At 68.3% G+C, this 18,487-nt stretch carries 19 protein-coding genes and 2 pseudogenes; 11 read left to right on the top strand and 10 right to left on the bottom strand.

Annotation, left to right across the window (positions count from 1 at the left end):
• Positions 1-96: 96 nt before the first annotated feature.
• Positions 97-363, top strand: a pseudogene (locus AB0D57_RS44295) (ISAzo13 family transposase); the annotation flags it as partial.
• 885 nt (positions 364-1,248) lie between these two features.
• Here AB0D57_RS44295 and AB0D57_RS44300 read toward each other — a convergent pair.
• Positions 1,249-1,992: pseudogene (locus AB0D57_RS44300) on the bottom strand (IS256 family transposase); the annotation flags it as partial.
• Between the two features lie 357 nt (positions 1,993-2,349).
• Here AB0D57_RS44300 and AB0D57_RS44305 point away from each other — a divergent pair.
• The 5 genes from AB0D57_RS44305 to AB0D57_RS44325 all read left to right on the top strand — a co-directional run bounded on the left by AB0D57_RS44305 (position 2,350) and on the right by AB0D57_RS44325 (position 6,376).
• Entirely contained in the window at positions 2,350-3,549 is a 1,200-nt protein-coding gene (locus AB0D57_RS44305) for a hypothetical protein (protein ID WP_362087825.1), read from the top strand.
• Positions 3,546-5,051 carry a hypothetical protein gene (locus AB0D57_RS44310; protein WP_362087828.1) on the top strand — a complete coding sequence of 502 codons (1,506 nt, stop codon included), beginning with the start codon at positions 3,546-3,548 and terminating at the stop codon, positions 5,049-5,051. Before AB0D57_RS44305 ends, AB0D57_RS44310 begins: the two co-directional genes overlap by 4 nt.
• Positions 5,021-5,476, top strand: coding sequence for a hypothetical protein (locus AB0D57_RS44315; protein WP_362087831.1), 456 nt, complete (start codon positions 5,021-5,023; stop codon positions 5,474-5,476). Before AB0D57_RS44310 ends, AB0D57_RS44315 begins: the two co-directional genes overlap by 31 nt.
• The gene (locus AB0D57_RS44320) at positions 5,473-5,892 is read left to right on the top strand and encodes a hypothetical protein (RefSeq protein ID WP_362087834.1); all 420 of its coding nucleotides are present in this window, start codon (positions 5,473-5,475) and stop codon (positions 5,890-5,892) included. The genes AB0D57_RS44315 and AB0D57_RS44320 overlap by 4 nt, the downstream gene beginning before the upstream one ends.
• A gap of 223 nt (positions 5,893-6,115) precedes the next feature.
• Positions 6,116-6,376, top strand: a complete 261-nt coding sequence (locus tag AB0D57_RS44325) for a Tn3 family transposase (RefSeq protein ID WP_362087837.1) — start codon at positions 6,116-6,118, stop codon at positions 6,374-6,376.
• Positions 6,377-6,786: 410 nt separating this feature from the next.
• Here the strand turns inward: AB0D57_RS44325 and AB0D57_RS44330 are convergent, their stop codons facing one another.
• The 4 genes from AB0D57_RS44330 to AB0D57_RS44345 all read right to left on the bottom strand — a co-directional run bounded on the left by AB0D57_RS44330 (position 6,787) and on the right by AB0D57_RS44345 (position 11,156).
• Positions 6,787-7,887, bottom strand: coding sequence for a Gfo/Idh/MocA family oxidoreductase (locus AB0D57_RS44330; protein ID WP_362087840.1), 1,101 nt, complete (start codon positions 7,885-7,887; stop codon positions 6,787-6,789).
• Positions 7,888-7,906: 19 nt separating this feature from the next.
• Positions 7,907-9,025 (bottom strand): DegT/DnrJ/EryC1/StrS family aminotransferase, encoded by a 1,119-nt coding sequence (locus AB0D57_RS44335; RefSeq protein ID WP_362087843.1) that lies wholly within the window; start codon positions 9,023-9,025, stop codon positions 7,907-7,909.
• Between the two features lie 3 nt (positions 9,026-9,028).
• Positions 9,029-10,195, bottom strand: coding sequence for a UDP-N-acetylglucosamine 2-epimerase (locus AB0D57_RS44340; RefSeq protein ID WP_362087846.1), 1,167 nt, complete (start codon positions 10,193-10,195; stop codon positions 9,029-9,031).
• 226 nt (positions 10,196-10,421) lie between these two features.
• Entirely contained in the window at positions 10,422-11,156 is a 735-nt protein-coding gene (locus tag AB0D57_RS44345) for an SDR family oxidoreductase (protein WP_362087849.1), read from the bottom strand.
• Positions 11,157-11,429: 273 nt separating this feature from the next.
• Here AB0D57_RS44345 and AB0D57_RS44350 point away from each other — a divergent pair, with 273 nt between their 5' ends.
• Positions 11,430-12,050 (top strand): hypothetical protein, encoded by a 621-nt coding sequence (locus AB0D57_RS44350; RefSeq protein WP_362087852.1) that lies wholly within the window; start codon positions 11,430-11,432, stop codon positions 12,048-12,050.
• Here the strand turns inward: AB0D57_RS44350 and AB0D57_RS44355 are convergent.
• The 4 genes from AB0D57_RS44355 to AB0D57_RS44370 all read right to left on the bottom strand — a co-directional run bounded on the left by AB0D57_RS44355 (position 12,045) and on the right by AB0D57_RS44370 (position 14,688).
• Positions 12,045-12,719 (bottom strand): DUF6233 domain-containing protein, encoded by a 675-nt coding sequence (locus tag AB0D57_RS44355; RefSeq protein WP_362087855.1) that lies wholly within the window; start codon positions 12,717-12,719, stop codon positions 12,045-12,047. The genes AB0D57_RS44350 and AB0D57_RS44355 overlap by 6 nt on opposite strands.
• 331 nt (positions 12,720-13,050) lie before the next feature.
• The gene (locus AB0D57_RS44360) at positions 13,051-13,881 is read right to left on the bottom strand and encodes an enoyl-CoA hydratase/isomerase family protein (RefSeq protein ID WP_362087858.1); all 831 of its coding nucleotides are present in this window, start codon (positions 13,879-13,881) and stop codon (positions 13,051-13,053) included.
• Between the two features lie 238 nt (positions 13,882-14,119).
• Positions 14,120-14,257 (bottom strand): hypothetical protein, encoded by a 138-nt coding sequence (locus AB0D57_RS44365; RefSeq protein WP_362087862.1) that lies wholly within the window; start codon positions 14,255-14,257, stop codon positions 14,120-14,122.
• 41 nt (positions 14,258-14,298) lie between these two features.
• Positions 14,299-14,688 (bottom strand): MerR family transcriptional regulator, encoded by a 390-nt coding sequence (locus tag AB0D57_RS44370; RefSeq protein ID WP_362087865.1) that lies wholly within the window; start codon positions 14,686-14,688, stop codon positions 14,299-14,301.
• A 75-nt stretch (positions 14,689-14,763) separates the two neighbouring features.
• Here AB0D57_RS44370 and AB0D57_RS44375 point away from each other — a divergent pair, with 75 nt between their 5' ends.
• The 3 genes from AB0D57_RS44375 to AB0D57_RS44385 all read left to right on the top strand — a co-directional run bounded on the left by AB0D57_RS44375 (position 14,764) and on the right by AB0D57_RS44385 (position 16,289).
• Positions 14,764-14,958, top strand: coding sequence for a hypothetical protein (locus tag AB0D57_RS44375; protein WP_362087868.1), 195 nt, complete (start codon positions 14,764-14,766; stop codon positions 14,956-14,958).
• Between the two features lie 129 nt (positions 14,959-15,087).
• Positions 15,088-15,336, top strand: coding sequence for a fibronectin type III-like domain-contianing protein (locus AB0D57_RS44380; RefSeq protein WP_362087871.1), 249 nt, complete (start codon positions 15,088-15,090; stop codon positions 15,334-15,336).
• A gap of 77 nt (positions 15,337-15,413) precedes the next feature.
• Positions 15,414-16,289: an aldo/keto reductase gene (locus tag AB0D57_RS44385; RefSeq protein WP_362087874.1), complete on the top strand. Its 876-nt coding sequence runs from the start codon at positions 15,414-15,416 to the stop codon at positions 16,287-16,289.
• Positions 16,290-16,342: 53 nt separating this feature from the next.
• On the opposite strand, the gene AB0D57_RS44390 is transcribed toward AB0D57_RS44385, so the two are convergent.
• Positions 16,343-17,434: a hypothetical protein gene (locus AB0D57_RS44390; RefSeq protein WP_362087877.1), complete on the bottom strand. Its 1,092-nt coding sequence runs from the start codon at positions 17,432-17,434 to the stop codon at positions 16,343-16,345.
• 722 nt (positions 17,435-18,156) lie between these two features.
• On the opposite strand from AB0D57_RS44390, the gene AB0D57_RS44395 reads away from it, so the two are divergent.
• Positions 18,157-18,411: a tyrosine-type recombinase/integrase gene (locus tag AB0D57_RS44395; RefSeq protein WP_362087880.1), complete on the top strand. Its 255-nt coding sequence runs from the start codon at positions 18,157-18,159 to the stop codon at positions 18,409-18,411.
• Positions 18,412-18,487 lie beyond the last annotated feature (76 nt).

Consider the following 18,487-nt stretch of genomic DNA (forward strand, 5'->3'; position numbering starts at 1 on the left):
TGATCAGACAACCCCACCCAAGGATGCATGCCCGGCCCAACGACTACGCCGCCCCGGCGTCACGAACTGCTTGACAACCTCAAGCAACGGCATTGGCCGGGCACCTCGAAGTGGAACAAGATCGAGCACCGACTCTTCTCCCACGTCACCATGAACTGGCGTGGAAGGCCGCTGACCAGCCACGAAGTCATCGTGAACGCGATCGCCTCCACCACCACCCGCAGCGGGCTGCGCGTCCAGGCCGAGCTCGACACCCGCTCCTACCCGCTCGGCGTCGCCATCAGCAAGGCCCGTATGAAAGCCCTACCCCTGGAACCCCACAAGGCTCGCGGCAGCTGGAACTACACGCTCCACCCCGCGCCCCTGACCACCGCGGAGCCGCCACCGCCGCGAAGCGGGCCGGCCGCAACGGTGCCGGGACGCAGAACAGTCCTGGACCTACTGGACGACCCCCGCCTGACCGGGATGAGCGCAACCGAACTCGACGACGTGACGGCTCGGCTCGCCGCCGCCCAGGAGGCGGAGCGCGAGCGGCGTTGCTTCCAGCAGCGGGGCGGACCGCGTCGCAAGGCGGCCGCCGACCACGGCAAGCCCCTCTTCACCGGCCGCGACCGCATCCTGCTGACCCTCCTCTACCTGCGTCAGGTCTGTCCCCAACGCGTCTTGGCAGAGATGCTGGAGGTCACCGACCGGGTCATCAGCCCGGTGATCACCGAGACCCGTCGCCTCCTGGACGGCCACAAGGTCAAGGCGGAACCGACAACACTGCTGTTCACCGAGCCGGACCAGCTGATCGGGTTCCTCAACACCGGAGCCCTTCCCGCCCGAAGCCGTGCGTCTCTGCCCGAAGAGCTCTGCGATCCGGCCTTGACCGGGATGAGCCGCACGGACCTGCAGGAACTCATCGAACGCCTCGCACCCCGTCAGGCCGCCCTCGTCGAGGGGCGCCGTCACACCCAGCGCGGCAGACCGCGGCAACCGGGCACCCGCGGCGGTGTGTTCGCCCAGAAGATCACCGATCCGGAACGTGTCCTGGCAACCGTCCTGTTCCACCGTCGCGTCTGCACCGGCGAAGTACTGGCCGAGTTGTTCCAAGTGAACCGGAGCACCATCGGCAACGCCTTCCGCGACGTCCGTCCCCTCCTCGAAGCGGAGAGGTTCCACCTGCCACCGGCCCCGTTCCAACACCGCACCGCCGAATCCCTGCTCACCTCCATCTCGACGACAAATGCGCTGAGTTGATTCTTAACGGGCCCAATGAACGCGACAACGCTGCCAGGCGGCGCCGAGCATCACCTTGCGGACGGCCTTGACCAGGCCGGAGTGGTGGTCGGCGATGACCAGGCGGACCCCGGTCAGGCCCCGCTCGCGCAGCGAGCGCAGAAACTCGCTCCAGAACACCTCGGTCTCGCTGTCGCCGACCATCAGGCCGAGGACCTCGCGTCCGCCGTCCTCGGTGATGCCGGTGGCGATGACCACGGCCTGGGAGACGATCTGATGGTTCACCCGGGCCTTGCAGTACGTCGCGTCGAGGTAGATGTAGGGGAAGCGGGTGTGGTCCAGGGGCCGGGTGCGGAACACGACCAGCTCCGTGTCGAGATCGCCGCAGATCCTGGAGACTTCACTCTTGGAGATCCCGGTGTCGCCGCCCAGGGCCTTGACCAGGTCATCCACGCTGCGGGTGGACACGCCCTGCACGTACGCCTCCATGATGACCGCGTAGAGGGCCTGATCGATACGGCGCCGGCGCTCCAGCAGACTGGGGAAGAAGGCCCCGGTGCGGACCTTGGGGATCGCCAGGTCCAGGTCCCCGGCCTGCGTGGTCAGTACCTTCTCCCGGTGCCCGTTGCGCATCGTCGTGCGGGTCTCCGTGTGCTCACCGTGCTCGGCGCCGATGTGGGCTGTGGCCTCGGCCTCGACGAGTTCCTGCAGGATCCTCTGGGCCACAACCCTGATCAACTCGATTCCGTCCGCCGTACGCAGTGACTCCATCAGGCGGAGTAAGTCATGCTGGGACAAGGCCATCGCGTCACCTCTCGCTTCAACGAGCTTCACTACTCGGAGAGTTGCGCGATGGCCGCCCCATGACCAGGGGCTATGCGTAGATCGCTGTTACACCACTCGGCGGGACACCATCGTCCTGGATGTACGTCCCGGCGAGTTGGCCCCGTTTGCCCAACCCGGCGAGGAGGCTTCGGGCCTCCCGCCCGCCGCCCCCACGGGCGCGGCTGCTGGCAGCGGCCCGCGCCGACGTGGCCCAGATCCGCGTCCGGATCAGGGCGGGAGAGGAACTCGTATGTCGGCACACCAACGACTCCGCTACAGGGGGAGGCGGCCCTGCTGGCCGGCATGGCCTGCAGCGGACGGGTTCCGCGGCTGAAGCGTGAGGGTGTTCACCACCACCAGACGCGACGGATCGAACTGGCTCGGCACTTGTTTCTGCACGCGCGGGACCTGCCGCCGTTGATGGTGCTGATGTGCGCTCTGGCCGAACGCAATGGAGAAACTGTCAAGGAACTGCCCGCAGAGCACAAGATCCTGGATGGTCGGGCCGTCGAGCTCACCTTGATCAAGCGGCGCCGCGGCCCGCGACGATGGTTCGAGACGGTCACCTGGGAGATCGGCCCTGCGCACCGGGCCCTGCACACGCCCGGCGGTCTCTACCTGCTGATCCATGAAATGACAGCACGCAGCCGGGCGTTCTGCGGCTCGGACCGGCTCTTCTGCGTCTGGCGCAACACCCTGGAGCTCGACAGCACCGAAGACGAGCACTACCCGCCCTTCGCGGACAACCTCGGGGGCGGCGAGGTGAAGCTCTCGATATGGGCCGGGGACCGGCAGCGGCCCTTGCTGGCCGATACCGGCGCAGGCGGCGAGGCCGAGCCGCTGCAGGTGAACTTCAACCGGATCAAAACCAGCATTGAGGTCCGCCGCACACGCCGACTGGGTGGACATCTGCCATCGGCCGCGAAATCCAACACCATGCAGGTCCTCTTCCGCAACTACCTGGGCGGCGATCCCGTCATCGTCGAGTGGGCCAACCAGGTACTCGGTGAGGCCCTCGTCGATGCCGAGCAGGCCGCTCTTCGCGCGCACGAACAGGTACTCAACGCTGCGGGCGGCTCCTTACAGGTGGTGTCTGGGCCAGCAGACGCGAAAGCGTTGCAACGCGGGGCGGGATTGGACCCTGAATCGGCACGGCGGGCCGCCGATGGTGAACTCGACACGGCCTGGACCGCATGCGGCGACCACGTCAACCTGGCGACCGGGAAGAGCTGCGAGGCGTCCTTCCTCGCCTGTTTCCACTGCGGGAACTGCCTGGTCACCCGTGATCATCTTCCTCGGCTGCTGGGGCTTATGGAGGCTCTGGCCGAGCGCCGGCTGACGATGAGTGAGAGCGACTGGTGGCGCCGCTACGGGCCGGCCTGGGCTGCGATCCGCCACGACATCCTGGCTAAGTTCAGCCCTGCGGAACTCGAGCACGCTGAACGGACCAAGCCGACCGACGCACTGTTGGACCTGGTCGAGGAGCCCTGGGAGCAGATGTGACCGTGTCCGCCCTTGCCCGCAGTGTCGAGTCTCCCGGCAACCATGATTTCGTCCTTCACGGCCGCCCCTTGCGGGACGGCCTTGCCCTCGAAGAGACCTCGCAGTTCGGCGACGACGTCTGGCAGTTGGGGCCCGCGATCCACAAGAGCAATGTCCGCAACTTGATCCTGAACTTTGAGCGCGTCCCCACTGGCTTCCGGGCGGTCGCCAAGCAGCTGGCTTACGCCCTGCTGTCCGGCCCTCTTCTCCCGGGAGAAAGGCGTTGCAAGGTCGAAGGAGTACGCGCCGTGTTCACCGAACTCGTTCGTTTCCTCACCTGGTTGGAAGGCCGTCGCGAGTCTCGATGTCGACGGTTGTCGACCCTCACCGGAGCCGATCTCCTCGCCTACCAGCGACACCTTGCCGATCTGTTCGGAGGTTCGCCAGCGCAGCGAGATCGCTGCCGGGCGAAGGTCAGATTGTTCTGGCGCTGGCGGCACAACCTCGACGACTACCTATCCTTCGACCCAGCACACATCGACGGGTGGAGCGAACACGCATCCCGCGGCCGGAGGCGGAGCGAGAACCGCACAAGCCGCATCCCTGAAGAGGTCCTGGGCCCGCTGATTGTCTGGGCCCTACGGTTCATCGATGTCTTTGCCCCAGACATCATTGCGGCCGACCAGCAGTGGAGGAAGACCCGGTTTACCGGGGTCTACCAGCGGCTTCCGGTCCGCAAGTTCCACAAGTCCACCGGCACCCTGAAGCAGGCGATCTCTGACCATCTGGAGGAGTACGTCCGCGAGGGTCGGCCGCTGCCGGGCTGGCGGAACGCCCCCAACCGGAAGGTTCTCGCCCAGCAGATCGGATGCAGCCGAAGGTCTCTGGACCGTCCCGCCCACCAGATGCTGATCGAGCAGGCCGCAGCCAAGGTCGGTGTGAGCCAGAGCGCTGCCTTCGACGTCTCGCTCAGCGGCTTGCTCGATGGGCGGCCGTGGATCAATGACATCGTCACCGACCCCGAGCAACCCAACAGTTTGGCCGTTCTCGCCCGGCACCTCCAAGCTGCAGCCTATTCCGTGGTTGCGTACTTGAGCGGCATGCGGGACTCCGAGGTCAAAGAGCTCCGACGCGGATGCCTGCGTATTGAGCGTGATTCCGACGGACGCCCCTACCGCTGGAAGGTCGACGGGATCGCCTTCAAAGGTGAGGACGATCCGAAGGGTGTGTCAGCGACTTGGATCGTCGGCGAACCCGTCGCACGAGCGATCGCGGTCATAGAAGCGCTCCAGCCGCCCAGCACCGACCTGCTGTTCACCAGGCTCCCCCACGGCTACGGCTCCCGCCACCGCGTCCGTGGCGCCCACGCCATGATCACCATCGACATCACGGCATCCAGATCTTCGAGGGCTACGCCGGCACCAGCGACTCCGGATTCCGCGCGGAAGTCGAGAGCGAACAAGCTCTCGCCCGGGGTGAGCACTACCTCGCCATGGTCGACGCCCACGAGCACACCGAACTGACAGGCCCGGCCGCCGGCGAGGCTGCCCACCGGCTCGAAGGGTTCGGCCGCCGGACCCGCTTCCAGGGAACCGTCGTCGCCGACGAACGACGCCTGAAGAGGATCATGAAACAGGCAGACCCCGCCGTCTATCCCGGCACCTACATCACCTGCGTCCACGACCACAGCAAGGCACTCTGCGAACGCGCCCGCAGAGGCCGCTTCGAAGGGCTGCCCGATCACGGCGACTGTCAGCCTCTCGCCTGCCGAAACGTCGCGCTGACCAGCAGCAACACCGAAGCCTGGCGGTTGGAACTCGACCGCATTGACCGGCGCTTGGGCGCACGGCCCCCGCTGCCGCCCCTCATGCAGCGCCGGCTCGCGTCAAGACGAGCCGAGATCGAGACATTCCTCCGCCGCAATACCAGCCCCCCGGAGACCGTATGACCCGCAGCGTCGATGCCCCGTCCGAGCCGAGGGTCCGAGCAGCACTGGAAGAACTCCGTCAGCGAGCAGACGACCACGGCACCCGCCCGAGCGTCCTGGCCCTGGCCAGGCAGTTCGGCATGAGCAACACGACATTCCGCCGCCACTTCCCCGACATCGCACAGGAAATCGGCGACCTCCGATCTGCGCGAAAGCTGCCCGCAGAGCCAGACAGAGCGACTCGCTACGACAAGCTCGTCGCCCGGAACGCTAAGCTCAAACGACATAACCGCGAGTTGACCGAGACCCTCGAACTCGCGGCCTGCCACATCCAGCGGATCACCCTGGAGAACCAGAAGCTGAGAGAGGAACTCGAAGCCGTAACGGGCATCACACGCCTGCCTCCCGTCCCCTCCAGACGATCACCACGCAGCTGAAGCGGTTGGCTTCGTTCACTTTCAGTGCGGAGCCTGGCCAACCTGGCCGCCCGCACCCAGACCGAACGGGAGACGCTGCTGCGCCGACGACTCAAGGCGCTGCAATACCGGCACAGCGTCCTCGGCGGCTTCCTGACCGAGACCGGCCTCACGTCTCCTCCGTCCTGCTGCTGCGGCGCCTACGCTCCGGGGCGCGCAAGAACGCCCACTACGCGTGGGCCGGGTGATCCGCATCATCCAGCTGCTGCGCTACCTGACGGACCCGCAGATGCGCCGACGGGTGACGGCCGCGACCAACAAGGCCGAGGCGTGCAACGGCTTCTCCGAGTGGGTGCGCTTCGGTAACCGGGGCGTCATCACCGACAACGACCCCGTCGAGCAGGAGAAAGCGGTCAAGTTCAACGCCCTGCTCAGCAACTGCCTGATCTTCCACAACACCCTGGACATCGCCCAGGCGGTGCGCGAGCTGCAGGCCGAGGGCTAGAAGGTCGAGCCCGAGGACCTGGCGGAGGTCTCGCCCTACCTGACCGAGAAGATCATGCGGTTCGGCGAGTACTCCACCCACGAGCTCGACCTGGCCCCGGAGGCGTACGAGCCGTACCTGGATGTCGACTTCGCCAGGCTCGACCCGCAGAACCTGGCCGGGCCCGAGCAGTAGCGGCGCACATTCTGAGGTGGCCGAAGCCACGGCAGGCAGCTTCGGCCACTCCACGGTTCCGGGCCACGGCCGGGTATGCCAGGCGGCTAGCTCGACCCGGACCTGGACTCGCGCTGGCCGCCTGCTCTTCGACATCTACATCGGCACCATGCACCGCTGACTCGAAGCCGACGGCGCCTTCCCGCTCGCCTCCGCCCTGCACGCCAAGGCCGCCCTGGCCCTCGGGGGCTTCGGCGCTACACCTTGACGGTCGTCCACGTCCCCGGCTCCGCGCGGCGGTATGCCTCGAACAGCTGCAGGATGTGGAACGCCTGGTCGAGCGAGCCGAGTTCGGGCGACGCGCCGTTCAGCACGCAGTCGCAGAAGTACCTGATCTCGTCGACGTAGCCCAGGTAGAAGAGGTTTTTGTTGTACAGCTGCCCGTACGAGTGCTCGGGCTCCCAGTGCAGCGGCGCACTCTCCGTCGGCACCAGGAACGACCCGGTGCGGCCGTACGCGCGGGGCGGCGTCGGCCGGTAGTAGGTGACCGAAGTCCCGTTCTCCACCACCACGTTGGCGTTGTCGCCGATCACCTCCACCCGACTGGACGGGCTGCTGGGCGACTCGCCCGCCGCCAGATGCATCGTTCCGATCGCGCCCGACTCGAACCGCATCACGGTGACGCTGGAGCCGGTGCGCTCCTCCCACTCGTGGCTGATCCGGTCGAGCGGCCCCATCAGGTGGAGCAGCACCGCGGCTGGATGAAAGATGCAGTCCAGGAACCAGTTCATCTCCACCAGGCTGGTGCGCCGCTCGAACGCCGGCATCGACAGCGGATAGCGGACGGAGATCGACGACGGCCCGCTGAACTCCGGCGCCGAGACGATCTCCTTCACCCGGGACATCACCGGCGAGAACACCGTCTTCATTCCGGTCACCACGATGCGCCCGGCCTTCCGCGCCGCCTCCTGGAGCGTCGCCACCTCCGCGCTGGACGTCGCGGTAGGCTTCTCCATCCAGACGTGCGCCCCGGCCGCCAGGCAGTCAAGTGCCAGATCGACCGCCTGGAGCCGCCCGTCCGGGTCGTACGCCGTGACGATGAACACCGCCGTCGGCTGTTCCCGTCGCAGCATCTCCCGGTGGTCGGTGTAGGTGTGCGCGGCGCCGAAGATCCGCGCGTACTTGGCCGCCCGGTCGCCGTCGAGGTCGCAGATGGCCCGCAGATCGACCGGGGCGTACTGGAACGACGGGTAGATGTTCCGGTACGAGTGCCCGCCCGCCCCGATGAACGCGCAGCGAACGGGATTCTCGTACTCGAATTGGTAGACGACGCGCCCGTCGGTCTCCATTTCCGTCATGATCTCCTCCGCCTGTTCCTCAGTCGGCCGCCGCGAGCGCTTCGCGGGTGCTCGTCACGACATGGTCGATCTCTTCATCGGTGAGATAGGGGTGGATCGGCAGTGAGATCACTTCACCGGCGTGCCTCTTCGCCCGGCCGCGGGTGAGCACCCGGTGCGGGTGACGCTCCAGGAACGGCAGTTCGTGGAGCACGTACGGGTAGTGCACGAGTGTCTCCACACCGGCCGCCTTGAGGGCGGCAGCCACCGCGTCCCGGCGGGGAGTGCGCAGCACGTACTTGTGGAAGACGTTCTCGCGGAAACAGCCGTGCTCGGGCAGGATGCACCGGGATCCGCCGAACCCTGCCGTGTAGGTCGAGGCGGTCGCACGGCGCTGCTTGAGCCACCGCTCCTCCTGTTCGAGTTTCACGGCAAGGACGGCGGCGGTCAGCGAGGACATCTGCGAGTTGTGGCCCAGGCGCACCACGGCGCCGCCGTGCGAGAATCCCCACCACCTGAGCTGCTCGACGCTCTCGGCCAGCGCCGGATCGTCGGTGAGCACCACCCCTCCAGTCCCCGGGGCAGGAATGACCTTCATGGCGTCAAAGCTGTGGCAACTGGCCACCCCCACCGTGCCGCTGCGCCGCCCCGACACCTCGGCGCCGAGCGACTGCGCCGCGTCCTCGACCAGCACCAGGCCGTGTGCCCGCGCGAACTCCTCCACCGGACCAGGCGCGGCCATCCGTCCGTACAGCTGCACCATCACCAGCGCTTTGGTCAGCGGCCCGACGGCCTCGGCGGCCAGGTCGAGGTCGATGGTGCCGTCGTCGGTCACGTCGATGAACACCGGTGTCGCGCCGGTGCGGACGATCGCGTGGAGCGTCGCGACGAAGGAGATGTCGCCGACCAGTACCTCGTCGCCCTCGCCGATTCCGGCCGCCGCGAGGGCGAAGTACACGGCGTCGGTTCCCGAATTCACCACGCGCGCGTAGCTGCGGCCGGCGAGATCCGCGAGTGACTGCTCCAGGAGTGGCACGGATTCTCCGTTCATCACCTGCCCGGAGCGGAACACTTTCTCGATGGCTGCCATCATTTCCCGGCCGATGTCGTCGAATTCGCGATCGGCTCCGGTGAAGGGCACCCGCAGGAGTCTGCTCATGGCTCAGTTCTCCGTCCAAGGGGCGCGCGGCGTTCGGCTGCCCAGGCGCTCCGCGCGGGGGTGGATGCCACGGCTCGGCAGCGCGGGCAGGATGCCGTCGAGGGCGGTGGCGATGCGGTCGCTGACCCGGGAGTCCCAGCGCTCGGGGTGACCTGTGGGCCGGCCGGCGGCCAGCGCGAGGATCTGCCGGATCGTCAGGTGCAGCCAGGCGTCGGCGAAGTGGGTGCTGCCGCAGGCGCGGGTGACTTCGCGGGCGCTGCCTGGCACGGTGGCCAGGCAGGTGACCTCGGCGGCGGCGGCCTCCTCCTGCACGCCGTCGGAGTCGGTCACGACGAACGCGCAGTTGCGCAGCAGCGCCCCGAAGGCCAGGTACGGCTGCGGCGGCAGCACCCGTTCGGCCAGCACGCGGTCGAGCAGGCCGTGGTCGACCAGGTGTGTGGCGGCCCGCGGGTGCAGCGGGAGGACGGGTGTCAGTCCGTGCGCGGCCAGGTCGCGCAGCACGTCCAGCACCGGCTTGGGGTGGCTGAGCGCGGCCGGCTTGTGCAGCGTGGCGAGCACGTACCCGCCGCGGGTGAGGCCGAGGCGTTCCAGGACCGCCGCGTCCGCGTCGGGGTCGTGGTGCGCGAGGTGGCACTCGGCCATGGGGTTGCCGACGAAGTGGACGTACTCGGCGGGCACCCCCTCGCCGTGCAGCGCGGCTACGGCCTCGGCGGTGGTCGCCAGGTGGTGGTCGGTGCACGCGGTGACGATGAGGCGGTTCGCCTCCTCGGGTGTGCGGTCGGGCGAGCGCAGGCCCGCCTCCAGGTGGATCACCGGGGTGCCCCGGCGGGCGGCGACCAGCGCGGCGGCGACGGTGGAGTTCACGTCGCCGACCACCACCACCGCCTCCGCGGGGTGCTCGTCGAGGTCGCGCTCCACCAGGGCGCAGAGCCGGCCGAGCTGCTCGGCGTCGCTGGCGGCGTCGCCGCAGCGCAGCCACCGGTCCACCTGCAGCGCGAGCTCGTCGCAGAGCCTCCGCCCCAGGCGTGGGTCGAAGTGCTGGCCGGTGTGCACGTACGACCAGGTCGCCCCGGAGGTGCGCATCTTGCCGACCGCCTGCTGAAGTGTCCAGACCTTGGGCGCGTTGGGGCGGGCTCCCAGGTACACGGTGATCGTCGGGCCGGTGTCCATGTCTTCCACCTGCCTTCCCTCGCGGCTGTCGCAAGGCGGTTCGCCGAGCCACACGAGGAGCCTAGGTTCGGCCCGTGCGGGCCGACTCGGCGCTTGCTCCGATCGGCCCAGTGGCCCCGCCGAGCTGCGCCCCGGCCTGACGACCTCGCGCTTTCCGTGGGCGGCGGGGCGGGCGCGACGACACGGACGCCACTCTTTCGAGTGAAATCACCGGCGCGTCGCATGCCTACTTTCCGGCCAGGCCGTACCCGCCGTCCACGACCAGGGTCTGGCCGGTGATGTGCCGCGCGGCGTCCGAGGCGAGGAACGCGACCGCTCCGGCGATCTCCTCCGGCTCCGCGGGCCGGCCGAGCAGGTTGCCCCGGGCCTGCCGCCAGGTGCGTTCGTCCCACGTCGAAACCATGTCGGTGGCGGTGAACCCCGGCGCGACCGCGTTGACCCGCACCGTCGGCGCGAAGCGCTTGGCCAGCGACGCCGTCAGGTTGCCCAGTGCCGCCTTGGCCATCGAGTAGAACACCGTCCGATCACTGGCCAGGCCGTCCACGCCGCGGATCGACGACACCAGCACCACCGCCCCGCCGCCCTGGGCGACCATCTTCGGCAGCAGGTCCTGCAACACTCCCACCGCACCCCACACGTTCACGGCGAACGCCTCCGCGACGTCCTCCCGCGAGGCGTCCTCGAACGGCACCACCCGGTTCACGCCCGCGCTGTACACCACCACCTGTGGCAGGCCGTGCTCGGCCACCACATCCTCGACGCCCCGCCGCGCCGCCGCCGCATCCGCCAGATCGAACGCCACCGTCGGCACCCCCAGCTCACCCCCGAGCCCGGCCAGCGCCGCACTCGCCGACCGCCCGTGCAGCACCACCCCATACCCCTGCGCCCCCAGCGCCCGCGCCGTCGCCGCACCGATCCCCCGCGACGAACCGAGCACCAGCGCCGTCGAACGATCCGGCATCCCTGCTCCCTTCCGTCCCCTCCCATGCCTCTGTGTACGGGGCGATGCTGCCTCACGAAGCACCACGGGACGGGGGGACCCGCCCACGCGCGAACGAAGAAGGCCCGTTCGGCGTCCGAACGCACCCCGCCATCCCCCACCGCCCGTATCAACCTTCGCTCCTATAGATCAGGTCAACGGTCAACCGCAAACCCTGGCCACAAGCACCTGCGCATCTCCTATGACGACGAACTCTGGGACACCCCGCAGGCCGACACGCTGGAGCGCTGGAACGTGGCCGTCCTGCACCGCCGACGCACCCGCGCTGCGGAGCACGAACTGGTCGGCCCCAGCGGGGACACGGCCCGCGATGCCTCGCTCCGCACAGTCGAGGACGCCCGCGTCGGGTCCATGACGTTCTACCGGGTGCACCTCGACCGAGGCCGCAACGCCTTCTGGGCCATGGAGGAGGAGTCCGAGGAGCTGTACGAGACCGCCCAGGCCCTCCTCGATCCCGACACTGGCTCCTTCACCGACGAAGTCAGCGAACGTCTGGAGTACGTCGGCTCGGCGCTGCTTGTCATGAATCGCGTGACACTGGATCCCCCGTGGCGCGGGCACGGCCTGGCGGCCGTACTTGCGTGTGAGGCGATCACCCGGCTCATGGCTGGCTGCCGGGCCGTCGCCTGCTCGCCCGGCATCACCGACCTCAGCAGCCAGCGTCTGACGGAAAAGGCCGAATGGGACCGTGTGAACGCCAGGATCGTCCAGGGGTGGGAGCGCCTGGGCTTCCGCCCCTACCGGGACAATATCTATCTCCTGTCGCCGGCCTCGCAGGACCTGGAGGAGCAGCGCGGCGCACTCCGCGGGCACCTTGCCGATCTTGGCGCCTCCTGGCGGACCGACGCTTCATGACCGGCCTTGCCGGCGCGTGAGGCGAGCCCACCAGGAAGGCCGCCACCCCCGGCGGCGAGCCGGTGCCTCCTCCTGGGCCAGCGGTGGCTTCGGAGGCGGCGCGATCCTGTCGGGCTCCAGATCGATTTTGTCCGGGTGCACGCAGGCCGGAACTCCCTCGTCGAGGGTGTAGCGGTGCCCGTCCGCCGGGTTGAAGGGACACGCCCAGGAGGGCCTGCTGTAGACGACGAACTGCTCTCGTGGGTAACGGGTGGCCGGGCAGATTCCGCAGACCGGTCGCTGCAGATCTCCTCGGTCGGGATCGAGGTAGGGCGGGCCGGCGGGCTCCGGGATCTCCATAGGAGGCAGAGGGTAGCGACCGTCGCTGCGCAATCCGTGCCCTTGGCCGAGTTCGAGCGCCGGGACCAGTACCGCCGCCGCGTCACAGTCGGTGCAGGCCCGAGCGCCGTTTCGCATCAGAGCGTCCACGGCTTCCTGCGTGCCCAGCTCCGTTCCGCCGCCCGAGGCGTGGCGGCATGCGGCGTCGTGCACGACCGTCCGCCCCCGGCGCTCGGGGGCGGGACGTACTACCCAGCCGGGGGCCGGCTGTGGTGGAGAGCCGGGCAGACGCCGGGTCGGCACGCCGGACAGGTCCACTCCTTCGATGGGTGTCAGCTGCTGGTCGGTCACCCAGACGGCGTACTCGGCCGCCTCGACCCCGTCCTACTGGTGAAGAGGCATTGTTTGGGGTGTGCGGTATTCCGGCGAGGCTCTTCAGGCCCAGGTGCGGTCGTGGAGAGATGGGGCGGAGCCGGCTGGGCGCCCGGTGTCGGCCTGCATCTGGCGGTGGAGGAACGCGAACCGTCGCTGGTGAGCCGGTCGGCGAAGGCGGCCGCGCTTGGTCGTCACGGCCAACGGGCAGCGGGCGAAGCACCCGCTACCCGGGGCCGTGACGACCCGCGGCCGACGAACCACCGCTAGCAGGGCTGCCGCGCACTCCGCCCGGTCGCCCAGGTCCCGGTCATTCGGAGGGGAGATTGCCAAGACGCTCGGCCATGTTCAACTCGAATTCTTTGTCCTTGCTGAAGCCGGCGGCGTTCAGCTTCGGCATCATCGCCTGTGCTTCGGGCCAGGCGTCCACCCCGGCGAGCACATGGTTCGAGATCCAGAGATCCCCTTCCGAGGGGACGCCGGCGCGCGCGTTGACCAGCTTCTTGCCGACTTCCAGTGCGCGCTTCTCGAAACGGCTCACGCGCTCGGCGAAGGCGTCGACGAACGCGTCGAGTTCGTTGTCGGGAACGGATCGGTTGACCCAGCCGTAGCGTTCGGCGATGTCCGCGTCGAAGTCGTCCGCGCCGAGAACGACCTCGAGGGACCTCGAGCGTCCGATCAGGGCGGCGAGCCATTCGACGCCGCCGCCGCCCGGGATGGAGGAGCCGGCGACCTCAATCAAGGAGAACACCGCCCGTTCCTTCGATGCGAAGCGCATGTCCATGGCAAGGGCGAACTCGAACCCTTGCGCCCGGGCGCGGCCGCGCACCTTTGCCACGCTGATCACGGAGGACTGCGCGAGTCGGGTCACGAAGGTCGGCCAGTGGTCGAACGACGCGCCGCCCGGCTGGTCCGCCGCCCCATGGCCGCGCTCAAGGTCGTGGTGGTTGACGAAGAAGTCGTCGTCTCCGCTCTCGAACACGACGATCTTGAGATCGGTGTCGTGCTCGATCTCGTCCATCAGGACGTTCAGTTCCGCGAACATCTCCGGGTCGAAGAGGTTGAACGGGGGGTTGTCGATGACGACCCGCCAGTAGGAAGGCGATTGCCTGATGACGCTGAGTCGATTGGTGCCGGCCATGATGTGAACTCCGTTCGGAGGGCCATCGCGGAGATGCCGCGAGGTCGTGTCGTACGTGCGTCACCCATGGAAAAACATTGACACCAATGGCAAGGTCAAACGGGGGTTGCGCATCCCACAGAAACGGGTCTGGGTGCCGGGTCGCCGCCTGGAAGAATCCTCCGCTGGCCATCTTGATCCAGCAACTCGCTGGCCCGGCCGGTAGCGCCAGTGATGGTGAAAAGCAACGGGCAACGGGTCAGTGCGCCGGTGCTGCAGTGGCGTCGTACCAGCAGCTGCCGAGTAGCGTGGCGCTGAAGTCGATGACGGCCCAGCCGTAGAAGCGGCCCTTCGCTCCGGATTCGGCGGAGAGTTCCTGCCGGGCCCGCGCAGGCATGGGCAAGGTGTTCCGTGCTCGGGGTGGGTGGCCGCTCGGATCTACGCGGCGCTGGTGGTGCCGTGTTGCGCGGTCGCTTCGCTGACGGCTTTCATGTAGTCGTCGATGGCGTCCCGGTTGCGGGCGAGGCATTCGATGCGGGTCGTCATCCGGTCCCGCTCGCGGGCGAGGAGTGTCAGCAGTTCCGGGTCGGCATCCTCGACCACGATCTCGCGGGGCTTGTCGAGGCACGGCAGGATCTGCTTGATGATCCGGGTGGGGATGCCGCTGTCGATCAGTCCACGGATCTGGATCACCCGGTCGACCAGGTAGTCGTCGTATTCGCGGTACCCGTTGGACAGTCGCCGCGGAACGATCAGCCCCTGGGCCTCGTAGTACCGCAGCGATCGCGCCGGTGTATCCGTCAGCTTCTCCAGCTCTCCGATACGCATGTGACCGTCCTCACTCCCCGTCTGCCGCTTCCGGTTTGACCTTGACACTTATGTCAACCATGCACCGTAGGGTTTATGACGCAAGTACAGCACACAGAGGCTCCGGCCGGGCCCTTCTTCCGGTCGGGCCGTCTTCCCCTCGCCGGCTTGCTCGCCCTCGCGGCCGGCGGCTTCGTCACGATCATGCTCGAAACGATGCCGGCGGGGATTCGGCCTGCGATCAGCGGCGGCCTCGGTGTGTCGGAGGCGTCCGCCGCGGCCAGACGGTGACCGTGTTCGCGATCGGATCCATCACAGGCGCCATCCCGCTGATCAGCGCGACAATGCGGTGGCCACGCCGACGGCTCCTGCTCCTGGCCCTTGCCGGATACGTCGTCACCGGCATCGTCACGCCGCGGCATGCCCGCCAGCGGCGACCCCGCCGATTTCCGACCGCGGCTGGCCGCCTTCGAAAAGGTCCATCTGGAACCGGGCGAGAGCCTCACCGTGGTGCTCCACCTCGAACCGCGCCTGCTGGCCCGCTGGGATGTCCATGCCGGGGCATTCCGCGTCGCGCGCGGCAGCTACCGGGTCCGCATCGGCGCGCACGCCCACGACGAGGAGGGACCTGCCCAGACCATCCGCCTCCGGCCGGACCTGCTGCACTGACACACCATCCGTCCCGTCGGACCCCGCGGCACCATCCGGTGCCGTCAGTCACCAACCACCTTGAGGGATGACACGAGATGACCACCACCGACACCGCCCGCCCCGCAGAGGCTTCCGGCACCTTCCGCCTCGGCGGCGACCTTCAGATCAACCGCCTCGGCTACGGCACGATGCAGCTGACCGGCAAGGGCGTCTGGGGGGAGCCGAAGGACCGCCACGAGGCCGTCCGCGTGCTCAAGCGCGCCGTCGAGCTCGGCGTGAACTTCTTCGACACCGCCGACAGCTACGGCCCCGACGTCACCGAGAACCTGCTGCGTGAGGCCCTGCACCCCTACGGCGACGACATCGTCATCGCGACGAAGGCCGGCCTCACCCGCCAGGGCCCCGACCTCTGGGCACCCGTCGGCCGACCCGCGTACCTCCGCCAGCAGGCCGAGCTGAGCCTGCGCCGCCTCGGGGTGGAACGGATCGACCTGTTCCAGCTCCACCGCATCGACCCCGACACTCCGCTCGAAGACCAGATCGGCGAACTGAAGAAGCTCCAGGACGAAGGCAAGATCCGCCACATCGGCCTCAGCGAGGTCACCGTGGCCGAGGTCGAGGCAGCGCAGGCGATCGCGCCGATCGTCTCGGTGCAAAACCTCTACAACCTCACCGACCGCTCCTCCGAGCAGCTGCTCGACTGGGCGACCCAGAACGGAGTCGGGTTCATCCCGTGGTTCCCGCTCGCCACCGGAGCACTCAGCGGCGAGGGCAGCCCCCTGTCCGAACTGGCGAGGCAGCACAAGGCGTCGCCGGCACAACTGGCCCTCGCATGGCTGCTCAAGCGTTCGCCCGTGATGCTCCCGATCCCGGGCACCTCCCGCGTCCCGCACCTCGAGGACAACATCGCCGGCGCGACCATCGAGCTCACCGACGACGAGTTCGAGGCCCTGTCGAAGGCCACCGCCTGACCGACGCCGATGCGACGGCGTACACCCGACCGCCGCTCCCTCTGGCCCGTTCATCACGTTCGGGCTGCGAGGTAGTGGGTCCAGCTGTCGTTGGCGTATCTGGCCCATGTCTCTGCCGTGGAGGGGCTGAGGCCGAACAGGTCGGCGATGACGATAGGCGGGAGCGTAGTGACGGCCTCGATCATCGCCGTGTTCCTGGCACTGAGGACGGGCAGGCCGTGTTGTCTGAGCAGGTTGCCCACTCCATGGGGGTTGCGGGGTCGATGGGGGAACTTGCCTGGCAGCAGGTAGGGGGAGGCTTCGTCCAGGGCCCGGCGCATGCGGGTGGTGGTGCGTGGCTGATCGATCTGGTTCTTGATGAGCTGACCCAGTCTGGGTGGGAGCAGTCCAGGGTGGCGGTCGATAGTCAGGTACGAGCCGGTGTCGTCCTGGTGGAACCGGTCCGTGGTGATCTCGATGATCTTGGCGACGGGCAGGGCGTAGAGCCGGACCAGAGCGCCGATGATGCGGACCTCGCGGGGCAACGCGCTGTCGTTGAGGCAACGGCGCAGCTGCTGGTCGTACTCATCGGCCGTCTGGAAGTTGACGGCGAACGAGCGTCCTCGCCTGGGCAGTTCGAGTGGGCCGGTCAGGCGGCGGGCTGCGGCCCAGCGGATGAAGGAGCCGATCACGACGTGCTGGGTGGGGTGGCTGGTGAGCCAGAGGTCGAAGTCCGCTTGATCCAGGGAGGCCAGTTGTAATTCGCGCTCGTCGAGCCAGGTCAGGAACTTGATGGCGGCCTGCACGTCCTTGATGTCGCCCGAGGCGGCGCCGTGCGTATAGCGGCCTCGGGCGTCGCGGACGACGTGCCACTCGGCGAAGGGCCGCACGATGGTGGCCTGGTGGCCGGGCAGTCGGGGGAGTTCGCTGGTCACCCAGCGTTCCAGACGGGCGAGGTGTTCGTTGCGCTCGGGCAGGACTCCTGCGACGACGAGCAGGGAGCGGACGTGCCGGGTGGTGGTGCCCAGCGGGAGGGCGTCGAGCAGTTCGTGGGTGAGCGGCTCAGCGCGAGCGGCGAGCTGGGCGAGCGCCGTGGCGGATGGGCTGCGGCGCAGCCAGCCCAGCACCGGGTAGGGGTTCTCCGCGCTGTTCAGGGCGTCGGCCATGGCCTGCAGATGGTCCGGGACGGCGCCGTCCTTCCTACTGAGCAGATCACGGACCCGTTCATCCAGGACGCAGCGGGGACACCGGCCGCTCTCGAAGAGATCACCGGGCTGATCGCACCTGTCGCAGCGGGCTCCGGGGTCGTCACGTCCGCAGCAGGTGGCGCACAGATCGCTGCCGTCAGCTGCGCGGCCGATCATGATGCGCCGGGCCCCGCATGAGGAGCAGGGCGCCGGCGTCGCACGCCGGGTCTGGTAGCAGCCCGAGCAGATTGGCCCGAGCGGCCAGACCGTCTTCGTACGCCGGTCATGGCCGCACAGAGCACAGGTGCGGATGGGGCGCGGCCAGCAGGACGACAGTGGAAGGCTCCGTCCCGCTGGCTGACCTGTCCGCCGATCCACCCGCCGGATCTGCATCGCCGGGACATCGTCGCCTTCTGCAACCGGCTCGCGTTCCTGACCGAGACCGGAAAGATCACCGCTCACACGCGCAGCAAGGCCGTACGCAATGTCGCGCTTGTGCTGACCCGCATCCGCACCCTGGGACTGACGCATCCGGGACAGCCGATGGCGGGCATGCCGACTGACTTCCGACTCCAGCGGGAAGACACTCCGGACGAGCCCGAGGACACCGAGGCGGGCAAGGACCTGCCCGATTCGGTCATGCGTTGTCGACGGTCACGTGAATTACACATGACCGCTGACACGGGCAGGCGGTCACCCGGATGCTGCCCTTCGACAAGAGCCGGATCTTCCCCTACGCCTACCGGCACAGCTACGCCCAGCGGCACGCGGATGCCGGCGTGGCCCCGGACGTCCTCAAGGAGCTGATGGACCACTCCGATCTCAAGACCACCCAGAATTACTACTGGGTCAGCCAGGAGCGGCGGCGCGACGCCGTGGACCGCGTGGTTGCCCTGCAGTTCGACCGCAACGGCACCCGTGTGTGGCGCAAGGCCCAGCCTCATGTGTTCAGCTGAGGCCGTGACCTGACGCTCCGGCGGAAGAAGGGTGCCTCCCACCTGCGATGATCTGGACTGTCTAGATCAAAACCGT

The sequence above is a fragment of the Streptomyces sp. NPDC048275 genome, from assembly GCF_040652275.1.
GTDB lineage: Bacteria > Actinomycetota > Actinomycetes > Streptomycetales > Streptomycetaceae > Streptomyces.

Coding starts and splice junctions, on each gene's coding strand:
- AB0D57_RS44385 (WP_362087874.1), top strand. CDS start 15,414: ATGACCACCACCGACACCGCCCGCCCCGCAGAGGCTTCCGGCACCTTC.
- AB0D57_RS44345 (WP_362087849.1), bottom strand. CDS start 11,156: ATGCCGGATCGTTCGACGGCGCTGGTGCTCGGTTCGTCGCGGGGGATC.
- AB0D57_RS44330 (WP_362087840.1), bottom strand. CDS start 7,887: ATGACGGAAATGGAGACCGACGGGCGCGTCGTCTACCAATTCGAGTAC.
- AB0D57_RS44305 (WP_362087825.1), top strand. CDS start 2,350: ATGGCCTGCAGCGGACGGGTTCCGCGGCTGAAGCGTGAGGGTGTTCAC.
- AB0D57_RS44395 (WP_362087880.1), top strand. CDS start 18,157: ATGCTGCCCTTCGACAAGAGCCGGATCTTCCCCTACGCCTACCGGCAC.
- AB0D57_RS44380 (WP_362087871.1), top strand. CDS start 15,088: ATGCCCGCCAGCGGCGACCCCGCCGATTTCCGACCGCGGCTGGCCGCC.
- AB0D57_RS44365 (WP_362087862.1), bottom strand. CDS start 14,257: ATGCCTGCGCGGGCCCGGCAGGAACTCTCCGCCGAATCCGGAGCGAAG.
- AB0D57_RS44335 (WP_362087843.1), bottom strand. CDS start 9,025: ATGAGCAGACTCCTGCGGGTGCCCTTCACCGGAGCCGATCGCGAATTC.
- AB0D57_RS44390 (WP_362087877.1), bottom strand. CDS start 17,434: ATGGCCGACGCCCTGAACAGCGCGGAGAACCCCTACCCGGTGCTGGGC.
- AB0D57_RS44370 (WP_362087865.1), bottom strand. CDS start 14,688: ATGCGTATCGGAGAGCTGGAGAAGCTGACGGATACACCGGCGCGATCG.
- AB0D57_RS44375 (WP_362087868.1), top strand. CDS start 14,764: ATGACGCAAGTACAGCACACAGAGGCTCCGGCCGGGCCCTTCTTCCGG.
- AB0D57_RS44315 (WP_362087831.1), top strand. CDS start 5,021: ATGGTCGACGCCCACGAGCACACCGAACTGACAGGCCCGGCCGCCGGC.
- AB0D57_RS44360 (WP_362087858.1), bottom strand. CDS start 13,881: ATGGCCGGCACCAATCGACTCAGCGTCATCAGGCAATCGCCTTCCTAC.
- AB0D57_RS44320 (WP_362087834.1), top strand. CDS start 5,473: ATGACCCGCAGCGTCGATGCCCCGTCCGAGCCGAGGGTCCGAGCAGCA.
- AB0D57_RS44340 (WP_362087846.1), bottom strand. CDS start 10,195: ATGGACACCGGCCCGACGATCACCGTGTACCTGGGAGCCCGCCCCAAC.